This is a genomic window from Sulfitobacter undariae, from assembly GCF_014196805.1.
GTDB lineage: Bacteria > Pseudomonadota > Alphaproteobacteria > Rhodobacterales > Rhodobacteraceae > Sulfitobacter > Sulfitobacter undariae.
This window is the reverse complement of the sequence record NZ_JACIEI010000009.1, coordinates 1-14,554: the sequence shown is the minus strand read 5'-3', so window position 1 is coordinate 14,554 and position 14,554 is coordinate 1. Positions and strand designations below refer to the sequence as shown.

The following is a 14,554-nucleotide window of genomic DNA, read 5'->3' as shown; positions in this document are numbered from 1 at the left end:
CACTTAACGGCTCCGCCGCTTTACCCCGCCACGCATACCACCACGGCCCATTGTGCTACGGCCTGATTTAACGCGGGCCTCGCCCACCGCTTTTTCAACCGCATATTGCCGCGCCATTGGATCATCCGCGATTGCAAGGTCAACGGATTCAAGCCGCTTCACTTCATCACGCAGGCGTGCGGCCTCTTCAAATTCAAGGTTTTCGGCTGCTTTGCGCATGTCTGTGCGCAGCCCTTCCAGAACAGATTGCAGGTTGCCACCCGCCAGCGGATTATCGATCTTGGCTGTGACGCGCGATTGATCTGTGTCGCCTTTGTAAAGACCAGCCAAAATATCCTCGACGTTCTTTTTCACAGTCATCGGAGTGATGCCGTGTTCTTCATTATAGGCAAGCTGCTTGACGCGGCGGCGCTCTGTCTCGCCCATGGCGCGCTCCATGCTGCCAGTAATGCGATCCGCATACATGATCACGCGACCCTCAGAATTACGCGCAGCACGGCCAATGGTCTGGATCAGTGATGTTTCAGAGCGCAAAAACCCCTCTTTGTCGGCATCAAGGATCGCGACAAGCCCACATTCTGGAATGTCCAAACCTTCGCGCAGCAGGTTAATCCCGATCAGCACATCAAAAGCACCCAGCCGCAAATCGCGCAGAATTTCGATCCGTTCAATCGTGTCGATGTCACTGTGCATATAGCGCACACGAATACCTTGTTCGTGCATGTATTCCGTCAAATCCTCGGCCATGCGTTTGGTCAGCGTGGTGCATAACGTCCGCATCCCTTCGGCGGCCACTTTGCGCACTTCATCCAACAGGTCATCCACTTGCATCTCTACAGGGCGGATTTCGATGACCGGATCAATCAGACCTGTGGGGCGAATGATCTGCTCGGTGAACACACCGCCCGTTTGCTCCATCTCCCAATTGGCGGGGGTGGCAGATACAAACACAGATTGCGGCCGCATGGCGTCCCATTCCTCAAACTTGAGAGGCCGGTTATCCATACATGACGGCAAGCGGAAGCCGTGTTCAGCAAGTGTCATTTTTCGCCTAAAGTCACCTTTGTACATGCCACCAATCTGGGGCACGCTGACGTGGGATTCATCCGCAAAAACAATTGCATTGTCGGGGATAAATTCAAACAATGTCGGGGGTGGCTCTCCGGGCGCACGGCCCGTCAGATAACGCGAATAGTTCTCGATCCCGTTGCACACGCCGGTGGCCTCCAGCATCTCCAGATCAAAGTTACAGCGCTGTTCCAGCCGCTGCGCCTCTAGCAATTTGCCCTCACCTACCAGTTGATCCAACCGCATGCGCAGCTCTTTTTTAATGCCGATCACCGCTTGGTTCATCGTGGGCTTGGGCGTCACATAGTGCGAATTCGCATAGATGCGCACTTGGTCCATGTTGCCTGTCTTTTCACCCGTAAGCGGATCAAACTCTGTAATGCTTTCCAGTTCCTCGCCAAAGAAAGACAATTTCCAAGCGCGATCATCAAGGTGGGCAGGGAAAATTTCTAGGCTGTCGCCGCGCACGCGGAACGCACCACGCTGGAAAGAGGCATCGTTGCGTTTGTAGGCCTGCGCAACAAGATCGGCAATCACCTGCCGCTGGTCATAGCTATTGCCAACGGTCAAATCCTGCGTCATCGCGCCGTAAGTCTCAACCGAGCCGATACCATAGATACACGATACCGACGCCACGATGATCACATCATCCCGCTCCAACAAGGCCCGCGTGGCCGAGTGGCGCATCCGGTCAATCTGTTCGTTGATTTGGCTCTCTTTCTCAATGAAAGTATCCGAGCGGGCAACATAAGCTTCGGGTTGATAATAGTCGTAGTAACTCACGAAATATTCGACCGCATTATCAGGAAAGAACCCCTTAAACTCACCATACAACTGTGCCGCGAGCGTCTTATTCGGTGCAAGGATGATCGCGGGTCGTTGCGTTTCTTCGATCATCTTGGCCATGGTAAAGGTCTTGCCTGTGCCCGTGGCCCCCAACAGCACCTGATTGCGCTCACCGTTACGGATACCCTCGGAGAGTTCCTTGATGGCCGTCGGTTGATCGCCTGCGGGTTCGAATTCGGTTTTAAGCACAAATGTCTTACCGCCCTCAAGCTTGGGACGGGTGCGTACGTCAGGCGCTGGATTAGCGAGAATGGGTGTCGCTTCGCTTTTGTCGGTTTGCGCATAGGGCATTCGGGCGGTCTCCAGTTTGACGTCTCCTATAAGTGACATCTTTTGTCACAGGTTCAAGGCCGCAAGGCCAACCCTACTGACACGAAGTGACACCAGAACACGATCTCGGCACAGAATACCCACAGGAGCCTTGATCCGCCACCGTCGCCATGCCATATCCAAAGGCGTCTATAGACGGAGAGTCCCGATGCGCGCCAGAATCTATCAACCTGCCCGTACTGCCATGTCCTCGGGCACGGCCAAGACCCATCTTTGGGTACTTGAATTTGCGTCCACACAGGCACGCGAAGTTGATCCACTCATGGGCTGGACCTCATCCGCCGATACGCAAACTCAGGTAAAACTGCAGTTTGCCTCCAAAGAAGAAGCGCTTGCATATGCCAGCGAGCATGGCATCGAGGCGCAGGTTCAAGAACCCAACCGCCGCAAACCCAATATCCGCCCCGGCGGCTACGGCGAAAACTTTGCAACCGCCCGCCGCGGCGTGTGGACACACTAGGTTTTTGAAAATCGGGGCAAAGTTGTCTCGAAATCGGGCCAAAGATCCCGCGAAAGTTGTCGTCAATCTACATGAAGTGCGCCCCATGAGGCTATGTCTATATGTTGATTTTTCATCTTTTTAATCATTTGCAAGATACTTGTGGCGACGAAAACCCGTGAGGCCGGCAAGGTAGTCCTTTTATCGGGCTCTGCGCTTATGTTTTGGCAGATCAATGAACATTCTGATGGTCGACCTAAATTCAGTAAGTCCACTCGTCATACGCAAGAGGTAAGGAATTAAGGATATCCTTGTGATATCGCCAATCTGGCATAACAGTTTCAAGCAACGCAATAAACTCTGAGCTGTGGTGACGCACTCGAAGATGAACCAATTCATGCGCAATGATGTATTCAACGCATCGAAGTGGCTTCTTCGCCAATTCTAAATTGATCATGATACGGTTGCTCTTGGGATTACAACTTCCCCACTTCGTCCGCATTCTTTGGACCCGGATTTCAGGTAGGTCCACGTTTAGCGCCTTACACCATTTGGGCAGATTGCGTCGAAGGAACTCGTTGAGATGCTGACGATAAAAAGCATCGAACGCTTTTTGTTTGGCAGAATAGGGTGCATCGTCGGAACAATGGAGCTCAATTCGACCGTTACCTGCTATCGTGACTTTTGCCGACCGCTGTGCCTTCACGATCGAAAGTAGATACCTGTGGCCATCAAAATAATGACTTTCACCGTCAACATATTTGCGGACGGTTTCTCTTTTTTGATCAAGGTATTCCTTTTGCTTTTTCTTGATCCAGCTCCAGCGGGTCACTATCGCCAGTCGTGCATTGTCGTCAGTCATGTTGTGGGGGGCAGAGAGTCGGACACGGCCGTCAGGAGGTAAAACTGACAGATGAACATTTTTGATGTCTTTCCTGACCAGTTCAACTGATAGATCTGAAATTGTAAGAGTTGTCCTACTGGAATTCATTCTGGACCATCACGATGTCTAAGACGTCTTGTGGGTCAATGGTATCACCGACGGCATCATATATTGCCTTCAAGACAGCTCGCTTCGGTTGCGGCATTGGCGACGAAACCCATCCGGCTGTTTTGTTTTGCGCTATGGCCTTGACCACAGCTAAGACCCAATCGACACTTTGGCCAAAGTTATCGAAAAGAGCCCTTTTACCGGGTGTATTCATTTCATTAGGATACGAAGCTTGGTTGCTGCTTGCTGTGCCCGAAAATTGCTGAGCAAGCGCTTTCACAGCTTCAAGAAAGCTCTTGTAATCGATTGCCCCTTGTCGCCTTTCTTCAATTAATCTTATGAGGACCTCTGACATTTTGTCGAAATATGCTGGGTTGACCTGGCGCTCATCAATAATTCTACGGCTCACATTTGTTGCGATCGCCTCAGCCATTGCTTCTTCGGTTTCGAAAGGCGTGTTCTTTGGATTCAACAACGAATCCAAGTCAGATTTCACAACAAGCTCGATTAAGCCCATATCTTCGAAGTCGGTCAGCTTTTCACTTTCCTCCGCGCGCACATACATATCCAAAAGTTGGCGCATTGCGGGTTCGAACTTCTTCATGTCAACATAGTCACCACTTGCGAGCTTAATTTGTCCGCTCAAGTGACTGTAAAAGTAAACCTCGTCCTTGATGAGCTTTTCTTCTTGCGTTGAATAGCCTGCGGCTGTCATCTCAGTGGCCAGATTTGCGAACGCCCGCGTATATGAGGCGGTGCATTTATAAAGTGCAATTCGCCTTGTCTCGTTTAAAGCGACCTCAGCTTGATCAAGAGAGCTGCCTACAAAAAACTTCTTAAAGTCATCGTATTCTTTTGGTTGGGCCACTGGCTCACAGAGAGCTTTGATGGCCTCCCTAGCCTCGTCGAGTTTCTCTTTTCCTCGCTCAAGCCTGTCTGCTAGAATGCCGCCAATGTCGCGCTCTTCGTAGCCCGAAAATGCCTCACTCGTGTAGTCTACAATTGCTTTGCCTAGTGAATTGAACAGATCCTTGTAATCGACGATGTGGCCTTTGTCCTTATCTTCGCCATCAAGCCGGTTCACACGGCAAATCGCTTGAAATAACCCGTGGTTTTCCATCTTCTTATCTATGTAAAGGTAAGTTGCCGAAGGCGCATCGAAGCCGGTAAGAAGCTTGTCGACCACAATTAACAATCGCATCTGCGCAGGTTCATTGAGGAAACGGCGCTTTACTTGCGCCTCAAATTCCTCGGTTTTGCTCATGGCTTGGTCTTCGGTCTCCTCAAAGAAGCTGGCCAGCATCTTCCTGTAGGTATTGTATTTATAGATGGCCTCAGTGTCGCCATGACCAGTATGTTCGTTCGCAATATCGCGTGCCTGTGGAGCATAGCTGGTGATGACAGCACAACGTCCCTTCAGTTCGACCGAATTTTGCGCCAACTCATATACTTTGCATGCGTCATAAATGCTGGAGCACACCAACATAGCATTCCCGCTGCCACTCATTAGCCGTGGCTTTTGGATCATATCCATCGTGATGTCTTGCACGATCTTTGCCAGCCTGTCCTGACTGGACAGAAGCTTTTGCATTGTGGCCCACTTTAGCATGACCTGAGCCTTGGCAGATGGCGTCAGTGCCGAGGTATGCGCATCGAACCAGCTATCAACTTTACTCTGCGAAGACAGCGTTTGATCGATATCGCGCGGGTCATAATGCAGGTCGAGAACGACCTTGTCCTCAATCGCCTCATCAAACCGATACTCGTCAATAAACGTGCCAAATACTTCCATTGTTGTCTGCTTGTCCGTGTGCAGCAACGGCGTGCCAGTGAAACCGATAAAGCTCGCATTTGGCAAGATCGCTTTCATAGCTTCGTGCAGTTTCCCCGACTGGGTGCGGTGGCATTCGTCTACGAAAACAAAGATCTCGCCCTTGGCCTTGAAGTCCGACGGCAGCGCCTTCTTTAGATCAGCAAGGTATGTCTCCATCGCCTTCTCGTCGCCAGCATCCCCCTGCCGCCCGAATTTGTGGACCAGTGAACCGATTAGCCACTCCTCTTTACTATTCAGTGCCGAGATCAGGTCATCGCCACTGCTCGTGCGATAGATGTGCTCGTCTACCCCCTTAAAGACCTTCTCGATCTGATCATCCAGCTCGGTGCGATCCGTAATCACCAGAACCCGTCCGCCATGCACGTTCTCGCGGATCCACTTGGCCAGCCAGACCATCGTCAAGCTTTTACCCGACCCTTGGGTGTGCCAGATAATCCCATTACGACGGTCGCGAATATAGGCATGCGCCTTTGTCACTCCGCGATGCTGATTATGACGGGCCAGCTTTTTAATACCCTTATCAAACACTACGAAGTCGTGGATCAGCTCCAGCAGCCGCGCCTTGCCACACATCAGGCTCAGGCCGTAGTCCAGCGGATTGTCATAGGTGTTTTCGACGGCTTCCTTCCACTCGTAATAGTGGTTCTCGGGCGTGCCGATCGTGCCATAGCGCAGGCCCTCGGTATCATTCCCCGCGAAACAGAACTGCATTGTCGCAAAGAAATCACGGATGAACTGGCCGTCTTGGTTGGAAATGTTCTGGCGGATGCCTTCGCTGATCGATTTACTTGATCGCTTCAATTCAACCACACCAAGCGCAAGGCCGTTGATGTAAATTACAATATCAGGGCGCTTGGTGTTCTCACCCGTGATCGATACCTCTTCGGCGATGGCAAAGTGGTTTTGGTCTACCGCGTCCCACTTGATCAACCAGACCGTCTGGTTTTGATCTTCACCATCGTCTTTCACCTTTACGCCGTAGCGTAGCAGCGAATAAAGCGCCTTATTGGCATCATATAGGTTCTTACCACCACCAATCACACAAGCGATGTCAATCTCGCGCAGTACGCGGGCGATGACGGTCGGACTATGACCTTGGGTGGTGAGCCATGTGGTCAGAAGGGTGCGCTCGACAGGACTGTTGCCCGCACGGTCGTGCCAATCCCCAAGGTAGTCATACCCCAGATCTTTCTGAAAAAGCTGCACAACGCGGTTCTGCGTTTTGCGCTCCAGCTCACCGATGCCAACCATATTAATTCCTTAAATCAAACGCGTGCGCCCTGTGAGCAGTTCTTGCATCATGCCTTGCTTGAGGGCTTTGGTTTTTGAAAGCTTCGATGCCAGAGCGGTAATCAGAACATCAAAATCCGCCAGCGTTTCAGCAATCGCCACCTGCTCATTTTTGTCTTTTGGCCCGAAGAGAGAATATTTCTTTACCTGTGGAGCAGTGAGTTGCGGAACACCTGTGCTTTCAATGGTAAACTCTACGCCCTCATTGATGGCGTAAGTCGAAAACTTTGCATCGAGACCACCGCAAGGTTCCAATACCAACAAGCGAACGATCGGGAAGAACGGAGCGATGCGATATTCTGCGTGACCCAAAAAACCGCGTGCGGTTATCGTGACGGCATCGCCTTCAGAACGTTTTTCAGCCGTATATCCGTAAATACCTTCGTGCTGAATCGCATTTGCAAAAATCGGATGTGGGTGCTTTTCTGAACGGATTTGAGATACAGAATGCTTCGGCACATCTCCACCAGCGAATATGATGAAGTGGTCGCCGAAATTAAATACTTCCCAATCCTCAGGAATCTCCCCAAGCTCGGTCTGCTTCATCCCGACGCCCTCACCGAACCCCGGCAACCGCGTTTTGCCTGTGAGGAGCTGCTGCATCGTGGCGGTCTTGAGGCTGCGCTTCTTCGCAATTAACGCCTCCAACCCCGCAATCAACCCATCCACATCCGACAAAGCCCCCGCGATGGCTTTTTGTTCGTTGATAGTGGGAACAGATACTTTTGTTTTACCAAATTCACTTTTATTGATCATTGGTAATGCTTGTTCCGACGCACCCAAGGTTATCGTGGGGGCGCGATAAGTCAGCATTTGATAAGTGAATTCTGATACCAGTGCATTCGATGGAAACACCGCATTGATCTGTTGGTTTGACGTGAGCTCAACCTTTGCCAACCCAGTCTTACCAATGGTCGATCCTATACAAACAAAAAGGGTTGAACCTTCGGGAAATCTGCGGGAACTTCGAAAACCCTTTGAAGAAAGCATCTTTAGCGAAGTCGTAACATTTTTAACTCTACCGAGATCAGTCGGACTTACGAACAGGTGTTCATCTCCATACAGAGTTCGATCATGCGTCGGCGGCGTGCTCCCTGTGGCAATATTGGCAATTCCATTAAGCGTAAGGACATCCCAATCCTCTGGGATCACCCCAACCTCGGTCTGCTTATACCCCGCCTTCACCATGACAGCCCCATCTTACGCAGATGCGCCTCAACCTTGGCGCTATAGTCGGTCACGGCCTCCTCCAGCGCGGGCAAAGGCTTGGCATAACGCTCTTCCAATTCCTTCACACGGTTCGCGAGGGTTTGCGTGACCCGTTCAATCTCATCACCGATCCGGGTTTCAATTGTCGCCAGCCATTTATCACAGACTGCCAACGCCTTGGCCTCGGCTTCCGTCAGTGTAGGAATTTTGGCAAAGACCATTTGGGTCAGCTTTTCGCTCAACACCTTTTCCGCCGCCTTCGCCGCCGTCTCGGCTTCCTGCAACTTCAGCAGCTTTTTCAGCGCCGCAACCTCCTGCGTATCACCGCCCTCTTTGATCTGCCGCTTCACCTCGGCCTTAGCGTATTTCCCATTATCGCCCTGCGCCCGCTCGATCAGGCTATCCTCACCGCTGTGATCCTCGATAAAGGCCTCCAGCGCCGCAATGGCATCATCCTTGGCCTGCGTCGCCGCATCCAGCGCCGCTTTTTCAGCCGTAAAGAACTTTGCCACCACGAGATCAGGCCGAATAATATCAGAACGGAATTTCTTCTTGGCCTTGCCCGCGCCAACCTCAAAATCCGCATCTTCACGGAATTTGCTGTTCCCGCTTTTATCCTTGTAAGGCACCAGTTGCCGCACAGTGCTGGCGACTGACCAGCCATCTTGCACCAGCATATAAACATCGTCCTGCATCACATCTTCCCAATAGGTCATCAGGATTTGATAAACGTCATATTGATCCAACAGATCAGCCCCATGGAAGCTGGAAAGCAAATCCTCAGATATCTCACGGATCAGGGCCTTGGGTTTATCCCCCTGAGTGATGCTCTCCAGAATTGGCTTCTGCCGATCCTTCCAACCTTCAAAGCGCGACATTAACGCCGTCTTGAACGCTTGGAACTGTGAATGTTCAGAAATGGTCCGCTTTACCTCGCGGGGTTCCACAAGAGCCGTCGAATACCCATCACGCGGACTGTCGCCAAACAACGTTGGGCGTAGATCTGTCATCACATCCCAGAAGGGTTTCAACGCATCAATGTCCACATTCGGAATGCCACCCTGAAGGTGCGCACTCAAATCATGAATGTCCTCTGGCGCGCTGGCATCAATGTAGCGGGGAATATTGAGGTTAAAATCGTTCTTGGTTGCAATCTCATCAAATGGCACCAACCGCGAAAACCTGTCGATCTCTGTCCGCGTCGTAAAGGTGTCCACGATGCGGTGAATATCCTGCGCCCGCAGGCGGTTCTTGTTGCCGTCCTTTATGAACCCTTTGGAGGCGTCGATCATGAAGATCGGATTTTGGTGTCCACTTGCACCTTTGTCGATCACGATAATGCAAGCCGGAATGCCGGTCCCATAAAAGAGGTTGGCAGGCAGTCCGACAATCCCTTTGATGTAGCCCTGCTTGATCAACTCACGCCGAATATCCGCTTCCGCATTGCCACGGAACAAGACGCCGTGAGGCAAAATAACTGCACCACGCCCTTGGGATTTGAGCGATTTGATGATGTGAAGCAGAAAGGCGTAATCGCCGTTTTTGTCTGGCGGCTGGCCGTAATCTTCAAAACGGTCGAACTCATCTTCTTCAACCTTAATACCATTGCTCCAAGACTTCAGCGAAAAAGGCGGGTTGGCGACTGCAAAGTCAAATGTTTCAAGTGATCCATTCGCCTTTTTCCAATGGGGGTCAGAAATCGTGTCATCCTGCCAAATCTCGGAGGACGGCGCGTTGTGCAGCACCATGTTCATCTTTGCGAGAGCAGAAGTCGCTTGCTCCTTCTCTTGCCCCCTCAGAGACAACCCATGCGGTGCTTCTGCGTTCACCTTCAGCAGCAAGGACCCAGAACCGCATGTTGGATCGTAAGCGGTGGTGTCGCGGGATGCGTCGTCAGGAATAGACAGAACCTTTGCAAGGATCGTTGATACCTCGGAAGGCGTGTAAAACTGCCCTTTACTTTTACCAGATTCAGTCGCGAAATGACGCATGAGGTATTCGTAGGCATCCCCCATCAAGTCGTCGCCGTCAGCGCGATTTCGGCCAAGATCAAGACCGTCAAAAATGCGGACAAGCTTTGACAACTTGTCGACCATGGCTTTGCCTTTGCCCAAGCGATCTTCGTTGTTGAAGTCGTTGTCTGGACTCTGAAGCCAACCCATACCGTTTGCTGTAGCAAGTGCCCCAACGACGACGTTCAACCGCTCGCCAATATTGGACTGGCCATCAGCAGCAACCATATCCGCGAAAGACCCCCCTGCGGGAATTTCAATTTCAGCATAGCGCTCGCCCGCGTATTTATCCGAAACGTATTTTACGAACAGAAGGGTAAGGATGTAATTTTTATACTGGGAGGCATCCATACCACCGCGAAGCTCGTCGCAGCTGGCCCAAAGTGTCGTATAAAGTTCTGTCTTTTTAATAGCCACGGTAGTGATGCCCCATCATTTCATCTGGAACCGTTACCGTATAACGCTCACGATAATCTTCCAATGTTTAATGCACACATACACAATTTTTCGCAGCTAAATTAACGCTTTAAACTGAATGGTTTGTAGCCTTTTCTTAAAAGGACTGCGACCGTGAGGATTTTCGGCCAGATCCGATCGCTTTGGCTTCTGCCGCCAAGTCAGCCTTGCTTAGCCACACGTCTATCACGACCATCCAACAATACCGAAAAAATTTGGAGGTGGTAACCGACAACTGTCTCAACAGAAAATCGGCACTCAATCCGGTGTCTTGGCAAACCCTATAAATCAACTAAGAAAAGGCGTGCGCCCATACCCATCGAAGGCATACCCTCAACTGTCCCCGAGCGGTTTCCCATATCTATGCCATATAGGGACATCGCGTTTTGTCGGCTTAGATAGTTGGTATCGGAATGAAAGGATGCTGTCGCAGCTTCCAACGTGATCTGCTCCGCGCAGACAGGTGACGTTTGTTCCGGTAGCCACGCCATGACATCAATATTTCCTGTGAAATGTGACATGGCGTTTCGGGCCTAAAGTGGCCGCGCAACGTCTAATTTTCATTAATTTTATATACTTACCATTTTTTTAGTTACTGTTTTGAGGCTCAACCTATTGATGTGACTGGACTTCATTATGCGGCCGCTCAATTTTTTGGAGGAAATGAGGCACTAGAATTTCTTGCGCGATTGCCTTTAAAGCAGCATCACTGGCCGGAAGTGGAGGAGCGCCAGCCCTGGTTTTAGGGAGCCAAGGCAGATCGCAGAATTAAGGATGCTGAGTGGACCCAGGCGACATTAATAAATTCGATGGGTATTTTTGGCAGGCGCTTGCTCTGAGCTTGCCCGAAGAAGGTGTTGCCCATTGCTTCCCGGACGAACCTTCGAGGTTGGAGCGGCTTATTGAAGTGCGTTGGCCACATGGCCCTAAATGTAGCAATTGCGGAAATGAAGGCGGCAGTTGGATCAAGACGCGTCGCCTCTTCCAGTGTGAGCAATGCCGCCATCAGTTTTCCGCAACGTCGGGCACGGCACTGCATCGATCGCGGCTGTCATTGGGGGTTTGGTTTGGGGCGGCAGAAGCAATCATTCAGTATCGGACCAGATACTTCATTGGGGAAGACATGCCAGCGCATGCTTTGGCGCAGAAGTTCGATATTCACTATGTGTCCGCTCGCAGGGTGCGGAAAATAATAAATGCTGAAATTGCGAAAGGCGACGCGGGTATTTTGCTTTCGGCAATATGCGTCAGGCCACAGGAGCATGCCAATTTTTAATAGGCCATTTGGCAGCCGCTTTGGTGACCACCAGATAAACACCTCGTAGTTTTGGAAGTTTTTGCGCCTTGTGTTGATCGACACCAAAAGCGGAAAGATGCCATTGGCCGCGTCCTAGAAGAAGCGGGAGCTGGCGACAGACTCTCCACCTAGGGAAAAACGCAAGAAGCGCCCTTTGCAAATTCAAAGCGACCAAGCATATAAGTGGAGCGAGGCTGGGCTTTGAGAGGGATTCGCGATGGTCAGCTCCCAGCTCAGACCACCATGCGTTGACGGTCAGGCCTCCACGACGGCCGTTCTCATTGCGATGTATTCGCGCAATTCGTCGGCGAAGTCATCCACAAAGGCCTGGGCCATAGCCGAGAATGGCTGGTCAGGCTCAGCATGAAGCTTTAAACTATCTACACCCTTCATCGCGTATTGAAGGTGGAGATCCAAAATCGCGGGGTCGCTGCTTGTAACTAATCCGGTTTCGAGGTCTTGCAGGATGCGCTCGCGAGTAGCCTTGAGAAAGGATAGTTTAGCAGTTCGAGCTTGGACGAGTTCGATACGGTTGAGAGCAAGACAGCGGATTGTTTCTGAACCACGCATGCTAGGACCGCCATTTCCTACTGAAGGTTCCAGAACGCTGTATGTGGCATCATTTCTCCAATGCAATTCCAGGCATGGGTCCATTCGCGTTGGATCAATTATGAAGGGAATCTCGGCGTCGTGGTTGTCGTCATTCGCCAAGAGCCGAGGGCCGCCCACTGGAAACTGCACTGCCTTTCCATGAACTGTTGTCGGTGCTGCCGCCTGTATCCCCTCGACTTCACTGACGGACATCTCAGCGGTTACGATGTGTTGCCGGAGTCCTTTGTTGCAGCCTGGGCAGGTCGGAAGCAGGTTGTTCCATTTGAGAGCTAGCCACCAGTATCCGGGATACGGATCGCCGAGCGCCGCCGACTTCGGCCGATAATGCTCGACTTCAAAGAAGCCCTTCTCCAGCTTTTTCTCGCAATAGGCACACTTTTGGTGGAAGGTTCGTTTGAGTTCGACCTTGATGTCATTTTGCTTGTAGCGGTCAAAGCCTCCGAAACCGGCATCGCCTGGTGACCAAGTCGCATAATAATTTGCCGCCCGCTGCTGCTGTTGGACCGTCGCTGCGGAAGATAGAGAATCCGGCTCCTCTGCGCTTCGCCTCACGAAAATCATGATCCCCCAGCCTTTCCGTCGGAAACAGGTCTGTTGCTTTCCAGCGCGTCGATAACAGCTTGGACGGCTTTTAACCTTACGTTTGGTCGCAATTCGCCCTTTGGCCTTTCTCGTTCGCTAAGGAACCGCAATAGCGCGGTCTGGACGACCTGCTCGAGTGCGCCATCACCCAAAGCAAGTTGCCGGACGAGCCTGTCGGCCTCCTCTACCCTGTCTGAAGGGAGATCCCCTATTCGACGCACGTAGTGTGCCACGCTAAGCTCAGTCTCTGGATCAACCGTGCTCGACAGACCGAAATAATCTGAAGTAAGGAGCTGGTCCGCACGCATCCCTTTAATGCTTGGAAGATCATCGAGTCGGACAATTTGCCCCTCTTCGTCCCGTTGGAGGACTACTACTTCGCCATCGTCCATTCCCCGGAGGCAGAGAGGATCATGGGTCGTGACGATGAACTGAACACCTGGCAGTGCCCGTCGAAGTGAAGACATAACTCGCATCTTCCATCTCGGATGCAGGTGAGTATCGATCTCGTCGATGAGGACAACGGCCTCTGCGTCTTCGAGCGACCGGAAGTCGCGGAGCAATTCGCGGGCCACGTCGGCAACGAGCGCGAAAACCGAGCGATAACCTTCACTGAGCCGTTCGATCGGGATCATTTCACCACTCAGCGAAACGCAGATGCGATCGTCTAGGTCTCGGACAACCTCGTCCTCGTCTCCTAGGGACAGGACTATCCGCATCATCTTTGCAACCTCGTTGAACTGTCTATCATCGAGTTGATCCAGCCACGCTCCCGCATACGGAAGGGCTGCAGTGGGATCAAAAAGCGTGCGCACCCTGACGTGGTCGGAGCTTGGACGGGTGGTCCGGCGTGGATCGAAGTATCGACGAGGACCATATCCTAGGACCACGCAGGCGGAGTTTGGCGGTCCGTAGATCCGTTTTGCGCTCGCATCGAGGTGAAACTGAGCCTCTCCGCCAAAGCGGAGGTCTGCCCCTACTGTCGCATCGATGGGATTTAACTGGTCCCAGCGCCCCCCGACTTCGGCACGGAGAAAATCCGACTGATCGCGCACGAGCTTCTTGGCATGGCGAGCGCCGATTAAAGCCAAAGCGATTGCCTGCAAGACACTTGTCTTGCCTACGGCGTTCTCACCGAGCAACATAAGACAGGGCGTGCTCTTCGACCGTTTTCTCGAGCGGCGCAGGCCGATATGCAGCTGGTGGATGCCCTTGAAGTTACTGATACGAATTTGCTCCACGCCTCCAGTGCGGCGGGGTTCTGGGCGATATTCGGGCAATGTTTGGGACACCAGATCGACCGGCATGCGCCCCCCTGATTCGTCCGATTGATCCGAACGTCTTGCCTGATCCTCTTCGACCAGGGTGTCCATGCGACGTAGAAGTCTGGTCCGATTAGTTTGGTCGGCTTCAGCAAGAGCTAAAACAAGCTGTTGGACGAAGCTCGCCGAACGGCTTTGAATACGCCTTCCACCAATTTCCATACTATCGAACTGGACCTGTCACGCTTTAGTGCCGCCCCAAGTGCTCGTTTAAGCCACCTTTCGTTCGAAGGCGACAGGGCTTTTCCAGCCCAGTGCTGAGTGGC

General features: G+C 51.9%; 10 protein-coding genes. 2 read left to right on the top strand and 8 right to left on the bottom strand.

Annotation, left to right across the window (positions count from 1 at the left end; genetic code table 11):
* Positions 1-3: 3 nt before the first annotated feature.
* Positions 4-2,205 carry an excinuclease ABC subunit UvrB gene (uvrB, locus tag GGR95_RS12435; protein WP_184566486.1) on the bottom strand — a complete coding sequence of 734 codons (2,202 nt, stop codon included), beginning with the start codon at positions 2,203-2,205 and terminating at the stop codon, positions 4-6.
* A gap of 187 nt (positions 2,206-2,392) precedes the next feature.
* Here uvrB and GGR95_RS12430 point away from each other — a divergent pair, with 187 nt between their 5' ends.
* The gene (locus GGR95_RS12430; protein WP_184566306.1) at positions 2,393-2,704 is read left to right on the top strand and encodes an ETC complex I subunit; all 312 of its coding nucleotides are present in this window, start codon (positions 2,393-2,395) and stop codon (positions 2,702-2,704) included.
* 241 nt (positions 2,705-2,945) lie between these two features.
* Here the strand turns inward: GGR95_RS12430 and GGR95_RS12425 are convergent, their stop codons facing one another.
* The 5 genes from GGR95_RS12425 to GGR95_RS12405 all read right to left on the bottom strand — a co-directional run bounded on the left by GGR95_RS12425 (position 2,946) and on the right by GGR95_RS12405 (position 10,996).
* Complete coding sequence (locus GGR95_RS12425) at positions 2,946-3,674, bottom strand: M48 family metallopeptidase (protein WP_221384894.1); 729 nt, start codon at positions 3,672-3,674, stop codon at positions 2,946-2,948.
* The gene (locus GGR95_RS12420) at positions 3,661-6,759 is read right to left on the bottom strand and encodes a type I restriction endonuclease subunit R (RefSeq protein ID WP_184566302.1); all 3,099 of its coding nucleotides are present in this window, start codon (positions 6,757-6,759) and stop codon (positions 3,661-3,663) included. Before GGR95_RS12420 ends, GGR95_RS12425 begins: the two co-directional genes overlap by 14 nt.
* Before the next feature lie 9 nt (positions 6,760-6,768).
* Positions 6,769-7,986 carry a restriction endonuclease subunit S gene (locus tag GGR95_RS12415; RefSeq protein WP_184566300.1) on the bottom strand — a complete coding sequence of 406 codons (1,218 nt, stop codon included), beginning with the start codon at positions 7,984-7,986 and terminating at the stop codon, positions 6,769-6,771.
* Positions 7,980-10,436 (bottom strand): type I restriction-modification system subunit M, encoded by a 2,457-nt coding sequence (locus GGR95_RS12410; protein WP_184566298.1) that lies wholly within the window; start codon positions 10,434-10,436, stop codon positions 7,980-7,982. Before GGR95_RS12410 ends, GGR95_RS12415 begins: the two co-directional genes overlap by 7 nt.
* 320 nt (positions 10,437-10,756) lie before the next feature.
* Complete coding sequence (locus GGR95_RS12405; protein WP_184566296.1) at positions 10,757-10,996, bottom strand: hypothetical protein; 240 nt, start codon at positions 10,994-10,996, stop codon at positions 10,757-10,759.
* Between the two features lie 260 nt (positions 10,997-11,256).
* Here GGR95_RS12405 and GGR95_RS12400 point away from each other — a divergent pair, with 260 nt between their 5' ends.
* Positions 11,257-11,751 (top strand): transposase, encoded by a 495-nt coding sequence (locus GGR95_RS12400; protein WP_184566294.1) that lies wholly within the window; start codon positions 11,257-11,259, stop codon positions 11,749-11,751.
* 276 nt (positions 11,752-12,027) lie between these two features.
* On the opposite strand, the gene GGR95_RS12395 is transcribed toward GGR95_RS12400, so the two are convergent.
* Together GGR95_RS12395 and GGR95_RS12390 are read right to left on the bottom strand one after the other, a co-directional pair.
* Positions 12,028-12,945 (bottom strand): HNH endonuclease family protein, encoded by a 918-nt coding sequence (locus GGR95_RS12395; protein ID WP_184566292.1) that lies wholly within the window; start codon positions 12,943-12,945, stop codon positions 12,028-12,030.
* A complete protein-coding gene (locus GGR95_RS12390) occupies positions 12,942-14,339 on the bottom strand; it encodes an AAA family ATPase (protein WP_184566290.1) in 1,398 nt (465 codons plus the stop codon). Before GGR95_RS12390 ends, GGR95_RS12395 begins: the two co-directional genes overlap by 4 nt.
* Positions 14,340-14,554 lie beyond the last annotated feature (215 nt).

Excerpts from the sequence above, each read along its gene's own strand:
- GGR95_RS12405 (WP_184566296.1), bottom strand. The coding sequence starts at position 10,996 with ATGTCACATTTCACAGGAAATATTGATGTCATGGCGTGGCTACCGGAA.
- GGR95_RS12390 (WP_184566290.1), bottom strand. The coding sequence starts at position 14,339 with ATGGACACCCTGGTCGAAGAGGATCAGGCAAGACGTTCGGATCAATCG.
- GGR95_RS12415 (WP_184566300.1), bottom strand. The coding sequence starts at position 7,986 with ATGGTGAAGGCGGGGTATAAGCAGACCGAGGTTGGGGTGATCCCAGAG.
- GGR95_RS12425 (WP_221384894.1), bottom strand. The coding sequence starts at position 3,674 with ATGAATTCCAGTAGGACAACTCTTACAATTTCAGATCTATCAGTTGAA.
- GGR95_RS12395 (WP_184566292.1), bottom strand. The coding sequence starts at position 12,945 with ATGATTTTCGTGAGGCGAAGCGCAGAGGAGCCGGATTCTCTATCTTCC.
- GGR95_RS12420 (WP_184566302.1), bottom strand. The coding sequence starts at position 6,759 with ATGGTTGGCATCGGTGAGCTGGAGCGCAAAACGCAGAACCGCGTTGTG.
- GGR95_RS12430 (WP_184566306.1), top strand. The coding sequence starts at position 2,393 with ATGCGCGCCAGAATCTATCAACCTGCCCGTACTGCCATGTCCTCGGGC.
- uvrB (WP_184566486.1), bottom strand. The coding sequence starts at position 2,205 with ATGCCCTATGCGCAAACCGACAAAAGCGAAGCGACACCCATTCTCGCT.